We start from the raw sequence: 15,834 nt of genomic DNA on the forward strand, positions 1-15,834 counted from the left end.
GCCGCCGCTCAAGGGACTGGCCAAGCCGCGCAAGACGGCCACGCTGCTGGCAACCGTCCGGCAACTGGAGGCCGCCGCGGTCGACGACGCGTTGGGCGTGTTCGATTCACTGAGGGTCACCCGGCTGATCAGCCCGGGCCGGCGGGCCACCGACAGGGCGAGGCTGGCGGCGATGCCCCGCTGGAGAAGGCGTCCGCGACGCTGGTCGCGGTGACCCGCACCGTGCTGGAGATACTGGACGCCACGACCGGCGCGGTCGATCTCGCGCAGGTATGAGCCGCGGTCGAGCGCGGCCGGGCCACGCGAGCAGGTCGCCGGCGCGGTGGCGCCGCGCAATCGAGAAGGTGCCGGCGCAGCGCGTGGTGGACGTCCTCAACGCCGCCCTGGCTTCCCGCCGTGGTCCCACGCCCGATGACCAGGCGGACTATCCGGCCTGGAGCGCGTAGCGCCGAGCGAGGTCGTCGAAGAACTGGTCGAGGCGCTGCTCGATGCCAGGCTCGTCCAGTTCGTGACCGCCGAACCGGTAGACCTCGTAGCCACGCAGCCGCAGTGCCCGGTCTTCGGCCATCATCTCGGCATAGCGGCTCGGGTTGGCATACCGGCGCCGGTTGGGCAGCAGCAGGAGGAAGTCCATCCGCTGGCGAGTCAGCGGCGGAGTGTTCGTACCGTAGCGGGCCTGGTGGTAGGGGTCGTAGTGCAGGTAGACCTGCGGGATCAGGGCTGCGATGTCGGGGCCGAGGCGCCGGTAGCGCCTTTTGTACGCGTCCAGGATCTGGCGTTCGCCGGGGTTGCCGCCCAGCGAGCGCTCCAGCCGGTCGTGCAGGTTGTTCCAGACCTCTCGCTCAGGCAGATGTGCCAGGTCGGCGTGGTTGGTCCACCAGTCGCCGAGCTGCCGCCAGGTGAGGCCGTCAGCACCCAACGGCCGGTCGTAGATGAGGCAGTATTCCTCGTTCTTGATCGCTTCGAGATCGTTGTTGAGGGCGTCACGGAAGACGAACTCGGGCTTGGGGCCATCGGCGGCGAAGATGAGATTCTTCATCTCCCCGGCGACACCGGCACCGCTGCCCCGGGCCACCAAGTCCGCGAGCTTGGCCGCGTCTTCTCCGCCCTCGCACTCCTCGAGCACCTGCAGCGCGAGCTGGACCAGTTCGGCCTGTGTCTTGCCGCCCAAGCGACGTTCGACGTAGGCGGCCTTGCTGGTAATGGCGACGTCGTCCGGCGGATTGGGCGGGGCCAGCCCGATGCCAGTGCAGAACTGCTCGACCTTCGGCGCGGTCATCGCCTCGCGCAGCGCCTGACCGATCGCTTCTCGCAGCTTGCGCGGCGTCGCCGTTCCCATCGCTCGACCTTACGGCCCGGTTCCGACAACCCCGGCCGGGCCGGGGTGACCTTAGTAGTTCAACGAGGTTCGTCGGGTGCGGCCGACGGCTGAAGCCGGATGTCGATTCGGTTGCCCGGCAGGCATTCGTAGCGGGCCTTCACCGGCGCCCCGGTCTCGGCGGCGGCCCGCATCTCGCCTGCATTGACCAGGGTGACCTGCGGGGCGCGGATCTCGACCGGCCCCAAATCCATCCGGTGCTCGCCACAGGTGACGGCGTACCCGCCGCCCAGGGCGGTGATCGCGCCGGGCATTCCCTCGTGCTGACCCTGCAGAAAGGCGTCGATCGCCTCGGGCTTCACGGTGATCGCCAGCACATTCTCGGTGAGGGCGATCGCCTGGCCGTCGAGTAGCTGCGCGGCCAGCAGCAGGTCGGCACGCTCCGCCGCGGTGATCTTCGGGGGGACCGGGAACCGCTGCCCCGTGTGGGTCTGGAGTCGGTCCAGGGCGGTGATCAAGTGGCCGTCGTAGCGGAACGCCAGCAGGATCTAGCCCATCTGCTCAGCGTCGACGTCGACCGACGGCCCAAGCGGGCGATCGTTGAGACGCACCTCGATCCGGTCGGTGGCCTCGGCATGACGGAACAACTGCAAGGCGCCAGCCAACTGGTACGGGTGACGTCCGGCCAGGCTTTCGCTGGTGAGGTGGGTGGTGATCGAGCCGCCGTGGTCCGGGTGTTCGGCCAGCAGGCAGGCGGTGAACAGTCCGGACCCGTCGCGCAGGATCATCCGGGCGCCGCGCCGGCCGGACGTGACCGAGTCGACCTGCAGCGCGAGCCGATCGCGAACCGTCCCGCGCTCGCGGTGACCAGGGCTAGGTGGAAGGTAGTGGCCAGGTCGAGCTGAGTGCCCACCGCAGCGATCAGGACCTGATCGTTCGGGCCGGTCAGCCCCAGCACCTGGGCGATCGACGGGGTATCGCTGTCGGCCGGCGCGGTCAAGTACCGGCCGTCGACGACCACCGACCCGCCGTAGTCGCGGACTCGGACAGGCCGCGCTCGACCTCGGCGGTCGCGGCGTCGCCGCCGGACAGATCGAACAGCGGCGGCAAACCGGACCCGTCCGGGTCCGGGGTCTTGGGGGTGAAGAGCAGGCCGATGCCGTCCGGCGTGGTGGTGATGTCCTGGCGCCAGGTGTCGGAGAACGCCTGGACCCGTTCGGTGAGCATCCGGACCCGGGCGAGGACCTCGGCCGGGGAGCGCAGGGCCTGGTCGGCCGCCACCGCCTGCGCCGTGCGCTGGTTGACGGCAGCGAAGGTCAACACCCGGCGGATCACCCGGTCCTGTTTCTTCGCGGCCCGGGCGAGTTTGCCGGTCACCAGCGTACCGGCGAACCGGTTGTTGCTCTTCTCGCGGTTGCAGGGCCCGCAGATCGGCGCCAGGTTGGCCGGCGTGTGCAGGTCGAACCCGGCGGGCAGGTCGTGCTGGCGGATCAGGTCGGCCAGGTGGTCGGCGGTGGCCGTGGCCGGCAGAATGTGGTCGATCTCGACGGTAGCGAACAGCACTGGCTGCTCGCACCAGTAGCAGCGCGACTGCCATTCCTCGAACAGCACATGCCGTAAGAGCCCGTTGTCGCCGCCCAGGCGGTACCGGACGTCGTCCACGCTGTTGTAGCTGGCCACTGCTCCCCCGCGCTGGGTGTCTTCGGTTGCCACGGTTCAGGGCCGCGCGCCGGCCTCGACGTCGGAAGCCTGCGAGCCGTAGGCGCCGGGCAGCGCCGGCTCGCAGAGCTTGCACCGCTTCGGCGGGGACTGGCGCCGGGCCAGCCACGCAGTGAGCTCGGCCGGGGTCATCCGGGTGGAGGCACCGCTGGAGCGCAGGCCGAGCGTCCCGCAATACTCGAGTCTTTCGTGCACGTACTCCTGCAAGGTGCGCCCGGGGTGCTGCACGCGCGGCTCGCGGGGCTGGCTGCGGCAGTTCCAGGCGTGGACCTTGCCGGACGAGCTGACGGTGTAGGGGTGCGACTCCGGGGTGAGCGCCGCCTGTTTCTGCTCTTCACGGGCCAGGGCTTCCTCGTACGCGCGCAGCGCGCGGGCGTAGGGGTCGGTGGCCCCGTCGCAGCGCGGGCAGCAGCCGCTGCGCTCACGGAAGCCGGACATGATTTGCTGCAGCGCGGACCGCAAGTCGCCCGGGCCGATGGCGCCGGTCTCACACGCGGCCACCAGGCTCAACACGACCGGCATGTCGATCATCCACCCCGTGCCGTCGCCGGTGTCCGGGCCCGATCCGTCGTACAGCAGGGTGACGTCGTGGGTGGTGCCGGCGACGGTCGCCTCGGCCCGGAACTGGTAAATCGGCACTGGGGAAGAATAGTCGGTTGGGCCGCTGTGACAGGGCTGCGCGGGGCAACGGCGTACCGCCGGTTGGTGTCAGCGGCTCGCCGACGGCCTCGGTGGGGTTCAGGTCCGGGGCGTAGGCCGGTAGTGCCTTGACCACGAACGTTCGCGGTGTTGGGGTCAGGCTGCGCGGGTAGCAGGTTGGCCCCATCGTCGTTGGCGTTCGCTGCGGATGCGGGCTCGTTCGCGGCGTTGGGCGGCCAGGACGTCGGGGTGGCGGGCGTTGGCGTTGCGCCAGCGCAGGTAAGCCTGCAACCGCCGGGTCAGCGCGGGGTGGTGGGGATGGTTCGAGCCGGCGATGACGAAGGTGCGTAGCGGCCCGAACTGGGCTTCGATCGGGTTGGCCCAGGAGGCGTAGGTCGGGGTGAAGCACAGTTCGACCTTGTGGGTCTTGTGACGTGTTTGTGGGTGTTTGGGCGCGTCGTTGGTGGCGCACGCCGTTGTCCTGCCTAGGTTCTGGCTTGTCGAAGGTCAGAACTGATGGGCGGGGCAACGGCGTGCGTTCGGTAAGGGTATGGGCTCGGTTGTTCGGGGTCGAGCAGGCGGTGGTCGAGGGTGTCGAGTTCGATGCGGTCGAGTCGGTGGTGGTGGCTCGGGTACGGGTGCGTCGGGGTGCTCGGTATCGGTGTCCGCATTGTCGTCGTCGGTGTGCGCGGTATGACGCGGGTGTTCGCCGGCGGTGGCGGGCGTTGGATCTGGGGGCCGTGCGGGCAGTGGTCGAGGCTGATGCGCCGCGGGTGTCTTGTCGGGTGCATGGGGTGGTCGTTGCGGCGGTGCCGTGGGCGCGTCATGGGGTGGGGCATACCCGGGCGTTCGATCAGATGGTGGCGTGGTTGGCAGTGCATACCGCGAAGTCGGCGGTGTCGCAGCTGATGCGGATCAGTTGGCGCACGGTCGGGGCGATCGTGGCGCGGGTGTGGGCCGACACCGGTGCCGTGGTGGACCGCTTCGAGGGGCTGCGCCGTATCGGTGTCGATGAGGTCAGCTATAAGAAGGGCCACCAATATCTGACTGTGGTGGTGGACCACGACACCGGCCGGTTGGTCTGGGCGGCGCCCGGTAAGAGCGCGGCGACTCTGCACGGGTTCTTCGACCTGCTCGGCCCTGAGCGGGCCGCGAAGATCACGCACGTGTCCGCCGACGGGGCGGACTGGATCACCACCGTTATCCGCCGTCGCTGCCCGAACGCGGTCCGCTGCGCCGATGCGTTCCACGTCGTGGCTTGGGCCACCGACGCCGTGGATCGGGTTCGCCGCCAGGCATGGAACGAAGCCAGCGGTCGCGGGGCAGGTCGTCGCGGCGTCGCCGTCGGCGCGGCCCGCGAGCTGAAGAACACCCGCTGGGCGTTGTGGAAGAACCCGGAGAACCTCACCGATGCCCAGCAGGCCAAGCTCGCCTGGATCGCCAAGACCCACCCTCGCCTGCACCGGGCCTGGGCGTTGAAAGAAGGCATGCGACTGGTGTTCACCCTGGCCAAGACCAGCCCCACTGCCGCGGTCGAAGCCCTCGACCGGTGGATCGGGTGGGCGCGCCGCAGCCGCATCGACATCTTCGTCGACCTGCAACGACGCGTCACCCGCCACCGCGACCAGATCATCGCCGCCATCGAACACGGCCTGTCCAACGGCCGCATCGAGTCCGTCAACGCCAAGATCCGCCTCATCACCCGGATGGCCTTCGGATTCCACTCAGCAGACGCCCTCATCGCCCTGGCCATGCTCAGCCTCGGCGGCCACCCACCCCAACTCCCCAGAACATGATCACCAGCGACCCACACATCCAACACAAGACCCGACCTTGTTCCGGGCCGCCCACCTGCGGATCTTGAGCCCTTTGTGCGCGGACAGGTTGTCCAGGATGACGTAGATCGGCGCCCCGTCCGGGCGGGCGGCGCGGATCGACCTCAAGGCGGCGAGAGTGTTCGCGGCGCTCTTGCGGCGTCGGACCACGCCCCAGAGCTGGTCATCGCCCACTGAGTAGCAGCCGTGGAACTGTCGGACCCCGTGCAGCTTGTGATAGTTCGCGGGCAACCGGTGTGGGTGCCCTGCCGGCGCCCACCCGGTGCCGGCCTGCGGGCGGATCACCAGGGGACCGAACTCGTCGAACGCGAACACCCGCTGCGGGAAGTGGCTGCTCACGTACTCGATCCGGGCGAGTTTGGTGTCCCGGTGCGGGTCGGTGGACTCCTTCCACGTCTCGGTCCGCTGAAAGGTGATCCGGTGCCGGTGCAGGAGCTGCCGCAGCCGTTCCCGCTCGATCCGGACCCGGCGAGCGGAGTGGGCATGGAGGTGGTCGGCGAGCTTGCGGATGCTCCACCGGGTGAACGGTCGCCCCAGCGTTTCGGGGCGGGTGGTGGCCGTCTCGACGATGAACTGCTCCTCGTCGCTACTGATCTGGCGGGGACGGCCACCCGCCCACTGAGGGTCCAGGCTGGCCATCCCCATCTCGTTGAACCGGTGGACGACCTGCCGGATCGTGTCCTCATCGGCTTGCACGAGACGGGCGATCGCCGGAACCGTGTTCCCACCGGCCGAGGCGAGCACGACCATCGCCCGCCGCAGTCGGATCGGTGAGCCGGTTCCCCGGCGGGTGATTCTGAGCAGCTGCTGACCCTCCAGGTCACTCAGCCGCCGAACGCGAACGGGTTCTGCCACCGCCACAGCCTGACCGCAACGACGCCGCCCAGCCGGCAGGCCAGACGGCGTGTCATCCAACACCGCGAACGTTCGTGGTCAAGGCAGTAGCCGGATGACGGTCAGCCAATCCCAGGCGTCGATCATCTGCCGCATGGCGGCGCAGGCGTGGGTGTTCAGGTTGTCCCAGACGCACCCGATCGGGCCGCTGAGCTGCTGGTGGGCGGCGTCGAGCAGGGCGATGTAGTCGCGTTCGCTGAAGCTGCGGCGCTCGTTCTTGCGGCCGCGATGGGTGATCGTGCGGTAGATGAACCGCTGGCCGGGCCGGTAACAGGTCAGCCCGGCGATCGAGACCCGGCCGGAGCCCTTGCCCGACACCGGGACCACGGGGGTGTGTCCGCATCGTCCCCAGGTGCGTGCCTTCGGTGGGCGGAGCGTCTGACCGGCCTCGTCCTCGAAGACCAGCCACGCCTGCCACTGCGCCGCTACCGTTTTCCCGCCGGCCACGTCTCCCGCCGCCAAGTGGTGATCGCGGCCTCGTCCCGCTCGACCGCACGATGCGCGGGGACCTGCACTGACTGTCCAGGCCGCTGGGACTTTTCGCCGAGGTATCAGTGCTCAGTTCCTCTCTGGCCGTCAGCGGATCTCGCACGGGTGTCAGAGAAGGGCGCGAGGACCACCGTTCGGAAGAGTCACGCTAGCGATGATCTTGGGATGATGGGGCCGAGCCTGCTGGCCCAAGCCGACCGGTGCGTTAGCCGACTCTCGCCAGCCCGACGCAAGAGCACCATCGGCGCCTAGGATCGCCGCCATGGAGCAGCCCGAAGAGCCATTGCCCACACCCGACGCGGCGATCATGAAGCGGCTCGGATACGTCCGGCTGCTTTTCGACCAAGCCGTCAGCCAGTCCTACGCCCCACCGCCGCTGGGCTTCTCGTCGGTGCTGGCGTTCCACGACGTCATGGAGTTCTTCTTCGTGATCGCGGTCGACCATGCAGGCGCCAACCAGGGCATCAACCTCAAGGACGCGTTCGTCGACAACGCGAAGAAACTTCGCCCAGCCGACAAAGCCCGGATGTCCTGCCTGGACGCAGTCAACCGGATCGGCCACGACCGCAACGGTTTTAAACACAACGGCTCAATCCCTGGCCCTGACCAGATCGAGGCCGCTCGCCGCGGTGCCACGCGCTTCCTTGAGATGAACTGCCCCCGGTTCTTCGGCGTCGACTTCGACGACATCTCGATGCTCCACATCGTCACCCAGGACGACGTGCGCGCCCGACTCACCGCGGCCAGAGCCGCGGCCGATGCCGACGACCTGCGTACCGCCATGGCCGAGGTGGCGATCGCCTTCCACCAACTACTCAGCGACTGGGGCTACGGCAAACGCATCGGCACCGGGTCAAGCCGCGAGACCCTGTACCTGTCGCCGTACCAGGATCACCGATCCAGGCGAAGAATCTCGCCCTCGTACCAGGCCCGGGACAACGACGCGAAGCAGGCGATCTCCGCGCTCCTCTCCTCGGTGACCTCCGCGTTCGAGGAAACCGACAACGAACTCGCCACACTGCGGCGCGTACTGTGTGTGCAGGTCGCCGGCCTGGACATGGCCCGCTACGCTCGGTTCTCGATGCTCACCCCCCACGTGGACATGCAGTTCGGCGGAGAGCTCTACGCTGTCCACCTGCACGGGCAATTCCACTACAGCGCCGAGAACTACGACTTCTGCGAAGTATTTGTTGTGGACTCCGCCCTGCGACTCGGCGCAACCGACTTTAGCATGTGGACGCCAGAGACGTACGGCGATATCACGAGAGCGGAGGAAGCGATGAAGGCAAACGGCGGGAAGCTGCCAGAGGGCTGGAAGTAGTCACCCGGCGTTCGGTCAACTTCGGTCCGGTTCCACAATAGGAAGCTGACCGCCTACGGCAGCCAGAAGTCGTTGGGGGCACTTTTCCATGATCGAAGCGGTGCCCCGCTACCCGATACTGTCCGGCGATCACGCGACGATCCTCGGCAAGGTCCTCTGCGTCCTACACCGCCCCTGATCCGATTCGCCGCCAAGACCTACTGCCAGCAGTACGGCGCCCTTCTAAGATTACCGCTCAGTCAGGTCCGGGCGCGCAAACTCGGCCCGCATTCTGGTCAGATTGATTAGATTCCCGTACATGCGCTGGTACGGCAGCCTCCGTTCGGGGTCATGGCTGGAGTTCGAGGTTGAGGCGTCGGGTGTAATGGGCTTGGCGGACTCGGGCTTGATGGCGGCGGCGCCAGTCTGACCAGCGCAGACGATGGGTGAGGTCGCGGATTGGGCGGAGAACGAGGGTGTTGATCAGCCAGCGGGTCTCGTTGACGGTCAGCTTGATCAGTCTGGTGTCGGTGGAGTCGTCGTCGGTGTCGGCGGCGCAGATCGCCAGGACGGCGAGGGCGGCCAGGGCCAGGGTGGTGAAGCGGTGCCAGGAGTCCAGCGGCGGACCTGGTGCTGGTCGAGACCGACCTGGCCCTTGGCGGCCTGGAAGCTCACGGTGACGCCGCCGCGAGTAGCGAATTCCGTCGGAGGTGAGCATTGGAGATCAGGGCTGTTCCAGGAAACGGGCGATGGTGGGCCGGACTCCGGCCACCACGCCGTGCGCTTGTCCGAATCGTTGCATCGCCTTGTCGAATGCCTGTTGTCGGTGCAGCAGGCCGGCGATGCTGGGGGGATCGACGATTCCGCGGTATCGAGCCATCGTCCGCCCGGTATATGCGGCGGCTGCGAGCGCGGGAAGTACGGAGCCGGCAACGTTGATCGGGTCCGAACCCCAGGTGATCTCCCGGTGCCCCTGTCGCATGCTGTCGGCCAGTCCCCAGGGCATCCCGTGTACGACCGCTGAGAGCAGCGCATATACCTTGGGCATGTCCGGAAATGCTTGCTCAACCAGCTTTGCGGCCTTGGTGACCAGAGGGAACTCGGGGCCGCCTGGACGTACCCGGATGCTCTTGATGAGGTTGCCGGTCTTGTTCAAGACCATTTCGATCCTGGCCTGACGGACCAGCTCCCGCAGCCGATCCCGGTCGGCCTGGACTCGCCTTCCGGGGGCCGACATGTAGGGGTTGCCGGGAATTCCGGCAGCACCGCTGGCGGCGGCATCGGCGTCGGCGAGTAGGAAGGCGACGCCTCGCCCGAGTCGGACGTCCCACGGCTGACCATCCGCGAACAGGTGCACCACGAGGGCGGCGGCCTCCACCGCTGAGCGCGCCAAACTTGCGTGCGCATACAGCGGCACCGCCTGCTGTGGTCGCGCTAGTAGGGCTCCGAGCCACCGCACCTGATCGGCGACGGACACCGCCAGGCTCAGGCCGGCCACCACCGCTTGGCTTGCGAGAAGGCGCCGGTCCGCGCTCCGCAACGCAGCCAGCAGTGCCCGATGGTCCTGGGTCGCCGGCGCGGCGTATGGCGCGGTCCCCTCCTGCACGACGGCGAGAAGGGTCTGTAGTTCGTCGGCCTGCTCCCGGCAGTACCTGCCCGCGCGGGTCAGGAACTCCACGGCGGGACCATTCTGGGTCACAACGGCCTCATCTCGAACGGGCAGTAGACCTCGATCATGGTGCCCGTCGCGCCCATGCCAGCGCATCCTGGAATCGGACCGGGCTCCCGGCCGGTCGCGGCCTCTGTCGGCTCCGGGAAAACTATCGGCACCGTCTGCCCGTCCTGTGGGCAGGGTGGCTGCCCACACCCGTGTTGGGCAACTCGTCCGAAAACCGGAAGGACGGAAACCTAAGTTCTCCTGTCCAATCAACGTCATGACGCAACCGCTCCCGATCTACCTCGGGCCAGGCCTGCCCCGCTGGACGCCCCGCACCGCCGCCGACGTCGAACGGGCAATCACCGACGGGCTGCTGCGGGAGACCCACTGGCTCGATGTGAAGTTGGAGATCAGCAGCGGCAGCGGTGCCAACAAGGAGACCGCCCGCGACATGGCCTCCTTCGCCATCGACGGCGGCGGCATCCTCGTCGGGATCCGCGAGGACAAGCAGGCTGGCACCATGGCCGTCGAGCCGGTCGACCTGCACGGCCTACCTGAGCGCGTCGACGAGATCGCCCGGTCCCGGTGTGACCGCCCGTTGTACATCCGCTGCCACCCCATCCCCATCGACCCCGCCGATCCTCACCGTGGCATCCTGCTGATCGAGATCCCGCCCAGCGCGATGGCCCCGCACATGGTCGACGGCCGCTACTACGGCCGAGGCGACACGACCAAGCGAACCTTGACCGACCCGGAGGTCGAACGGCTCCACGCGGCACGGTCACTGCGGCACCTCGATGCCAGCCAGATCATCGGCCGGGAGATCGCCCGTGACCCGGTGCCAACAGCCCTTCGGTGGCGGGGGCACATCTACGTGGTGGCTCAGCCGATGGCTACACCGCAGGACTGGTTGACCGAACAGATCGAGCAGAGAGACGTCAGCCGCCTCGTGCGCGACACGGTCAACAAGATCAGCAACGAGTTCAGCCCCGGGGTCTCCCTCGCCAGCAACGAGTCGCACCGCGCCGAGGGCGTCGCCTTCTCCTCGTACAGCCTTTCGGCTCGCCAACTGCCCGAATCGTCGGACCGGGACCTCGAAGGCCGCACCGTCGATATCGAAGTCGGCGACGACGGCCGGGTCACGGCCTTCTGCGGCCGAGCCACGGACTCCCGCCCCGGAGAGCAAGAGCAGTTCGTTCTCGACATCGGTGTCGCGCACCACGTCCGAGGAACAGTCGAGATCGCCGCTGCCCTCGGCTCCACCTTCGGCTATGGCGGGCGCTGGCTTCTAGCGGTGGGCGTCACCGGGCTGCAAGGCCGGTACTCGACGGCTGCCCTGGACGGCCTCAGATCGGGCGGCACCCAGCCGTTCACCACGGAGCAGTACACCGAATCCACCGAGGCCGTGACCGCGGAACTCCGCGACAGGCCCGGGGCGATTACTCACCGGCTGGTACGCCGGCTCATGCGCGGCCTCGGCGTCACCGGCGACCGATACGCCGACCTCTTCAAGGACTAGCTCGCCGGCGAGGTTGGACGTCTTCGGCGGCACTGGCCTTGGGCGGACCGCCAGCACGTCGTAAGTAACAGGCTGGTCGGGCGGGCCAGGGTGAGGGAAGATCTCCGGATGGATTCCGTGCCCCACGACGGTGCTGTCGATGAGGAGCGGCTCCGCCTTCTCCTGGGCTTGCAGACTGAGTTGCCGGCGCTGGACTACAAGCAGAGATACGACCTCGCGACGGCCGGCAAGTCGAAGTTCGACTTCGTCAAGGACTGCGCCGCCATGCTCAGCCGCCCCCACGGCGGCTACCTCGTCGTCGGCGTGGACGACCGGGGCCAGCCGGTCGCCCCTGGGCTGCACGCTGCGGACTTCGACTCCAGCCGACTGCGCGACATTCTCGCCAAACACCTCGAAGGCTCCATCGATGTCCGCAGCGCCGTCCACGACATCAACGACGTTCCGGTGGCGTTGATCTACCTCGCCCGGCGAGCCGACGGCCTGTTCCCGATCATCAAATCCGACTTCACCTACACCGAGCCGGGTGGTGCCCAGAAGACCGCGCTCCGCGCTGGCGACGTGTTCGTCCGCGACGGCACCAGCACCCGCCGATGGCGCTCGGCTGACCTTCCCACGCTCCTCGCTCCCTACGTGGAAACGGCCCGACGTGAGGAACGCGCCCGCATCGACGACATCGTCGCAGCCGTTCGGCAGCAGTACCGCGGCTTGGAGGCCGCAGTTGGCCCCGCCGCCGCGTTGACCTGGCAACTGGGCCAGGACGACTTCGACACCGCCATTATCGAACTGTCTCGCCGTCGCGATCAGGTACCGATCCGACTGCTCGGCTTCGATATCGCCCGGGACGGCTGCGCTCTGCTTGACGATCCCGGCACCGACGCATCCGGCCGGTTACAAGATCTTCTAGACCGGGCCGTGTCGGCGCTCGCCTACGGCATCGTGCTCGACGACGAGGACCTGGTCGAACGACTGACTCGCGCGCTCTACAAGATCTACATCCACGGGCTGGTCCTGGATCAGCCCCGTAACGACGTCGACGCCACCGTCCAATTCACGATCGTGGCGCGCGTACTGGCGGCCATCGCGCTCGCCGTGCGCATCGGAGCGTGGTGGGCGGTCCGACCACTCACGCTGCAACCGGTCGGCACCGAGCCTGACGCATACGAGCGAACGTCCTGGCTCCGACACGCGATGGTATGGAACTCTCGGTGGAACACTGCACCCACCAGCGCCGACGGGCACCCGATTCCTGGTGTTCTGATCGCCCAAGCCCGCGAGATCATCACCCGAGTCCCGGCACTCCGCCGCGACGTCGCCGCACCGGTCGGCGCGTTCGCAGTCGGCGAAACACCACAGCGCGACGACAGCCTGCTGGACTCGCTCTGTCAGGCCGACCTGCTGTGGTGCCTCGTCGCGTTCCTGCACGGCGGCAAGGACGGCACCCGAGACTTCTACACCAGTTTCGCGGCACTGTATGAGCATCGTGTCCAGCCGATGGTCCATCGTCTACTCACTGATGATCTCGTCGTCACGGCCGTGTTCCCAGACAGCACTCCCGAGAATCTCCGAGAAGCCATCGCCGTCGTCCTAAGAATGGCAAGCAGCGAGGGAGCCCGATTCGGTCACATCAACTTCGGCCTACGTAATCTCGCTTGACGGTGCGGACCGCAGCACACCTCGACACCTGCCGATCATCGCCCGGTTCAGGCTCCCGCCTCGCGATCGCCGCGGTCCGCCAGGAACACCCGGTATTCCGCCGGGCCCAGGCACATCGCCACTCGGACTTCGGGCGACAACTGACGCTGGACGACGTCGAGAAGCGCGCCGGTCGCCTTAGATCAGATACGCACCCTAACAGGGCAGCAATCTTCGGCCACCAAGCCAAAAACCGCCAATGAGTGGCGGCCGAGCGCATGGTTAGTCAGGGTGATTTCGATCGCCAGGCTCAGAGCCCTCAGGCTGCGAAGTTCGGTCGGCTGAAGGGCTTTCCCCGAGCATTTCAAGGATCCCGGACACTGGAACCAGGTAACGGTGGCCAATCTTCAGGATTCGGACAGGGAATTGTTCTGACTTTGCGAGTTCGTACGCCTTGGTCCGGCCGATCCCCAGGGCGGCTCCAGCGGTCACGAGGTCAGTTACTGCGCCGAGTGCGCGGATGCGCCCGATAGTCCATGCAGCAGGCAGCGCCTCACCGGGGCGCCGTGCAACGTGGTCGCTCACGACAACTCCTATATGTTCTGAGCCGGTACCGCCGAGGTCATAGCCGACGGCGGCCGGGCCTGATGACTTCATGACACGTACCGACGCTCATCCGGCTGTCAGTCAGCTCCAACTGCCTACGCTGCGTCGCAGTCATACCCGCTAACGTCCCAGGGTAAGAAGCTATCGACCTGGCAAAAGCCGCTCTGGCGCTTGCGGTCCGCGCTTCCAGGGAAGCTCCCACATGTGAGCTGACATAGCGCCGCTAGCGCATCCTAGGATGAGCTTCTCTGGCTGTTATTTATTGGTTGGGCGACGGCTGGGCCAGGGTGTGTCACGCCCGGCCCGGCTTCGCTGGACCCTCGGGTACGGCATGCTGAACTGCCGTGCGGGTGGGAGGTTGTCCGAAGTCGACGCCGCAGTTCCGCCGAAAAGTCCCAGAGCAGCCGGGCGACGGCATGGCTCTGGGATCCGAAGCTGGAGGTTGCGAGGCCGGTCGGTCCTCGCGTGCGCCACCATCGTATGGGGCCGAGATAGGTGCCAGACGGTTCATCGGCGGTAGAGGCGAGCAGCAGGGGACGTGCCCTGCCCTCCGGCGACTGCGCGACGATCACTCGCAACGTCGCTACGGCTGCTCGGTGTCTTGCGCTCCGGGCCTTCGGCGACAGGAGTTGTGTGGTTGCCCAGCCTGGTTGGCAGGCGATGCTGCGCATCGCGGCGCCGGCGGCGGTGATCCGGCGGTGGAGGTGGTAGGCGAAGAGAAGGTTCGCCAGTTTGCTCGCGGCGGTCAGGAGCAGGGTGACCGCGGCGGCTAGGAGCTGCGGCGTCTTCGTGCCGAGTTTTGGCCCATCGGCGTCGGGCCGGGTGGGGTTGAGCGGAGACATTCTTCCTCCTGATTGCCGTACGTGCAGTGGGCTGCGGCCGGGAGGGGCGGCGCGCTGATGGTCGGAATGATGTGTGATGGCGTCACCGACCGGAGGTATGGAAGTCGGTGTCGCCCGGCGCTGCTGCGGCACTGGGGGCCGGGCGGAAGGCGGGCGAAGCGGTCGCGGCGCTCAAATCCCCTTGCTGGTATCCGGTCGGGTGGTTGGGCAGTTGAAGACTGGTTCGTGGCGGGCGTCGCGGAGGTAGGGGGTGCCTTCGGTGTAGCCGGTGCCGCTGCGTTCGGGTCCGAGGATGCGCACGGCGAGCCGGTAGTGGGTCTGTCGCCACTGCTGGATCGCGGCGGCGAACTCGCGCATCGCGGCCCCGAGGACCGGGGTGGGGGCCGATTGCTGGGCGGCATTGAGGGCATCGTCGATGCTGACCTGGCCGCGCATGATCGCCGTGCGGACCTCGGGCACTGACAGGTAGGCAGGCGAGGCGAGGCGGGCGTTGCGGGGTGTGCGGCACAGTGACTCGACGATCTTGTAGTGGCGGGACTGGATGGCGCTGGCACCCTCGGTGAACGTTCGGAAGGTGCGGAACGCGGCAGGCTGGATAGTGGCCAGCAGCGGCCAGAGCGAGGCGCTCTCGCGCAGCAGCGATGCGGCGGCGGACAACTTGCTCGCGGCTCGCGGTGGCTGTCCGGCCTCGACGGCGGTGATGACGTCGGTGAGGTCGGTTGCCAGGAGCGCGAAGGTTGTCTCGAAGGCTTGCAGGACCCGGATGAACATCCACTCGTCGTGGACGGTGTGTACGGGCAGCATGCTGACCTGCAGGGCGCGGCGATCTTCCGGGGTGAGGTCCATGGTGACGGTGGCGACAACGCGCCGCAGCAGGGTGACCTGGGAGCTGTTCGTGGTGGGCTCGACGAGGCTGAGGCGGCGCAGTGCGGGCATCGCCGCACGGAGCGCGTGTCGCAGCCGCTTGGTTGTCATGGCGGGTGTCGGGCGCATTCGAGGCAGCGGCGTGTGCTCGTCGAATGCTGCTCGTAGTTCGAAGGCGATGAGGTCGGTCAGCAGGATCGCGTGTAGGCGGTCGCGCCGGGCGAACTGTTGTGCCGCCGTGCCCTTCGGGTGGTCGGGGCCGGGTAGGCGGAGGAGCGGCAGGCCGAGATAGGAGCGGTAGTCGTAGGTTCCGTCGGCCTTGTCGAGCGCGCAGGACAGGAATGCGGACAGGTGCCTGGTGTTGGTGGCGTTGAGCTGTGGGAGTCGGTCTCTCGCGGCAACCAACGCGTGTGTCCAGTCGTGGGGAACGAAGTGTTTGCCGTGGTGTTGGTAGGCGGTCACGACCGCGTCGTACGGGAAGCGCTCGGCTGAGGGACGGCGCTGTGCGAGCCACCGACGC

General features: G+C 67.7%; 14 protein-coding genes and 2 pseudogenes. 4 read left to right on the top strand and 12 right to left on the bottom strand.

Annotated elements, in window-relative coordinates; genetic code table 11:
• Positions 1-424 precede the first annotated feature (424 nt).
• From AB0K25_RS19775 to AB0K25_RS19805, 7 genes and pseudogenes are all read right to left on the bottom strand, one after another.
• The gene (locus AB0K25_RS19775) at positions 425-1,339 is read right to left on the bottom strand and encodes a hypothetical protein (protein WP_363821640.1); all 915 of its coding nucleotides are present in this window, start codon (positions 1,337-1,339) and stop codon (positions 425-427) included.
• Positions 1,340-1,398: 59 nt separating this feature from the next.
• The gene (locus AB0K25_RS19780; RefSeq protein ID WP_363821643.1) at positions 1,399-1,836 is read right to left on the bottom strand and encodes a hypothetical protein; all 438 of its coding nucleotides are present in this window, start codon (positions 1,834-1,836) and stop codon (positions 1,399-1,401) included.
• Positions 1,837-1,866: 30 nt separating this feature from the next.
• Positions 1,867-2,106 carry a hypothetical protein gene (locus tag AB0K25_RS19785; protein ID WP_363821645.1) on the bottom strand — a complete coding sequence of 80 codons (240 nt, stop codon included), beginning with the start codon at positions 2,104-2,106 and terminating at the stop codon, positions 1,867-1,869.
• On the bottom strand, positions 2,103-2,339 hold the full coding sequence (locus tag AB0K25_RS19790; protein ID WP_363821648.1) for a hypothetical protein: 237 nt from the start codon (positions 2,337-2,339) through the stop codon (positions 2,103-2,105). The genes AB0K25_RS19785 and AB0K25_RS19790 overlap by 4 nt, the downstream gene beginning before the upstream one ends.
• A complete protein-coding gene (locus AB0K25_RS19795) occupies positions 2,315-3,031 on the bottom strand; it encodes an HNH endonuclease signature motif containing protein (protein ID WP_363821651.1) in 717 nt (238 codons plus the stop codon). Before AB0K25_RS19795 ends, AB0K25_RS19790 begins: the two co-directional genes overlap by 25 nt.
• A gap of 3 nt (positions 3,032-3,034) precedes the next feature.
• Positions 3,035-3,676, bottom strand: a complete 642-nt coding sequence (locus AB0K25_RS19800; RefSeq protein ID WP_363821654.1) for a hypothetical protein — start codon at positions 3,674-3,676, stop codon at positions 3,035-3,037.
• A 156-nt stretch (positions 3,677-3,832) separates the two neighbouring features.
• Positions 3,833-4,099, bottom strand: a pseudogene (locus tag AB0K25_RS19805) (hypothetical protein); the annotation flags it as partial.
• A 110-nt stretch (positions 4,100-4,209) separates the two neighbouring features.
• Between AB0K25_RS19805 and AB0K25_RS19810 the strand changes: the two are divergent.
• Complete coding sequence (locus AB0K25_RS19810; protein WP_363821929.1) at positions 4,210-5,472, top strand: ISL3 family transposase; 1,263 nt, start codon at positions 4,210-4,212, stop codon at positions 5,470-5,472.
• Between the two features lie 21 nt (positions 5,473-5,493).
• Here the strand turns inward: AB0K25_RS19810 and AB0K25_RS19815 are convergent.
• Positions 5,494-6,366, bottom strand: a pseudogene (locus AB0K25_RS19815) (IS630 family transposase); the annotation flags it as partial.
• A gap of 78 nt (positions 6,367-6,444) precedes the next feature.
• A complete protein-coding gene (locus AB0K25_RS19820) occupies positions 6,445-6,852 on the bottom strand; it encodes a transposase (RefSeq protein WP_363821657.1) in 408 nt (135 codons plus the stop codon).
• A gap of 304 nt (positions 6,853-7,156) precedes the next feature.
• On the opposite strand from AB0K25_RS19820, the gene AB0K25_RS19825 reads away from it, so the two are divergent.
• Positions 7,157-8,215, top strand: coding sequence for a hypothetical protein (locus AB0K25_RS19825; RefSeq protein ID WP_363821659.1), 1,059 nt, complete (start codon positions 7,157-7,159; stop codon positions 8,213-8,215).
• 328 nt (positions 8,216-8,543) lie between these two features.
• Here AB0K25_RS19825 and AB0K25_RS19830 read toward each other — a convergent pair whose 3' ends face one another.
• Complete coding sequence (locus AB0K25_RS19830; protein ID WP_363821662.1) at positions 8,544-8,912, bottom strand: hypothetical protein; 369 nt, start codon at positions 8,910-8,912, stop codon at positions 8,544-8,546.
• Between the two features lie 6 nt (positions 8,913-8,918).
• Positions 8,919-9,872 (bottom strand): hypothetical protein, encoded by a 954-nt coding sequence (locus tag AB0K25_RS19835; RefSeq protein ID WP_363821665.1) that lies wholly within the window; start codon positions 9,870-9,872, stop codon positions 8,919-8,921.
• A gap of 256 nt (positions 9,873-10,128) precedes the next feature.
• On the opposite strand from AB0K25_RS19835, the gene AB0K25_RS19840 reads away from it, so the two are divergent.
• Both AB0K25_RS19840 and AB0K25_RS19845 read left to right on the top strand, forming a co-directional pair.
• The gene (locus AB0K25_RS19840; RefSeq protein ID WP_363821668.1) at positions 10,129-11,370 is read left to right on the top strand and encodes an ATP-binding protein; all 1,242 of its coding nucleotides are present in this window, start codon (positions 10,129-10,131) and stop codon (positions 11,368-11,370) included.
• Positions 11,371-11,478: 108 nt separating this feature from the next.
• Entirely contained in the window at positions 11,479-13,023 is a 1,545-nt protein-coding gene (locus tag AB0K25_RS19845; RefSeq protein WP_363821670.1) for an ATP-binding protein, read from the top strand.
• Positions 13,024-14,621: 1,598 nt separating this feature from the next.
• Here AB0K25_RS19845 and AB0K25_RS19850 read toward each other — a convergent pair.
• On the bottom strand, positions 14,622-15,776 hold the full coding sequence (locus tag AB0K25_RS19850; protein ID WP_363821673.1) for a tryptophan 2,3-dioxygenase family protein: 1,155 nt from the start codon (positions 15,774-15,776) through the stop codon (positions 14,622-14,624).
• Between the last annotated feature and the right edge of the window lie 58 nt (positions 15,777-15,834).

It is taken from the genome of Micromonospora sp. NPDC049257, from assembly GCF_040678915.1.
In the GTDB taxonomy this organism is placed as follows: Bacteria; Actinomycetota; Actinomycetes; order Mycobacteriales; family Micromonosporaceae; genus Micromonospora; species Micromonospora antibiotica.

Excerpts from the sequence above, each read along its gene's own strand:
- AB0K25_RS19845 (WP_363821670.1), top strand. The coding sequence starts at position 11,479 with ATGGATTCCGTGCCCCACGACGGTGCTGTCGATGAGGAGCGGCTCCGC.
- AB0K25_RS19830 (WP_363821662.1), bottom strand. The coding sequence starts at position 8,912 with ATGCTCACCTCCGACGGAATTCGCTACTCGCGGCGGCGTCACCGTGAG.
- AB0K25_RS19785 (WP_363821645.1), bottom strand. The coding sequence starts at position 2,106 with ATGATCCTGCGCGACGGGTCCGGACTGTTCACCGCCTGCCTGCTGGCC.
- AB0K25_RS19825 (WP_363821659.1), top strand. The coding sequence starts at position 7,157 with ATGGAGCAGCCCGAAGAGCCATTGCCCACACCCGACGCGGCGATCATG.
- AB0K25_RS19775 (WP_363821640.1), bottom strand. The coding sequence starts at position 1,339 with ATGGGAACGGCGACGCCGCGCAAGCTGCGAGAAGCGATCGGTCAGGCG.
- AB0K25_RS19840 (WP_363821668.1), top strand. The coding sequence starts at position 10,129 with ATGACGCAACCGCTCCCGATCTACCTCGGGCCAGGCCTGCCCCGCTGG.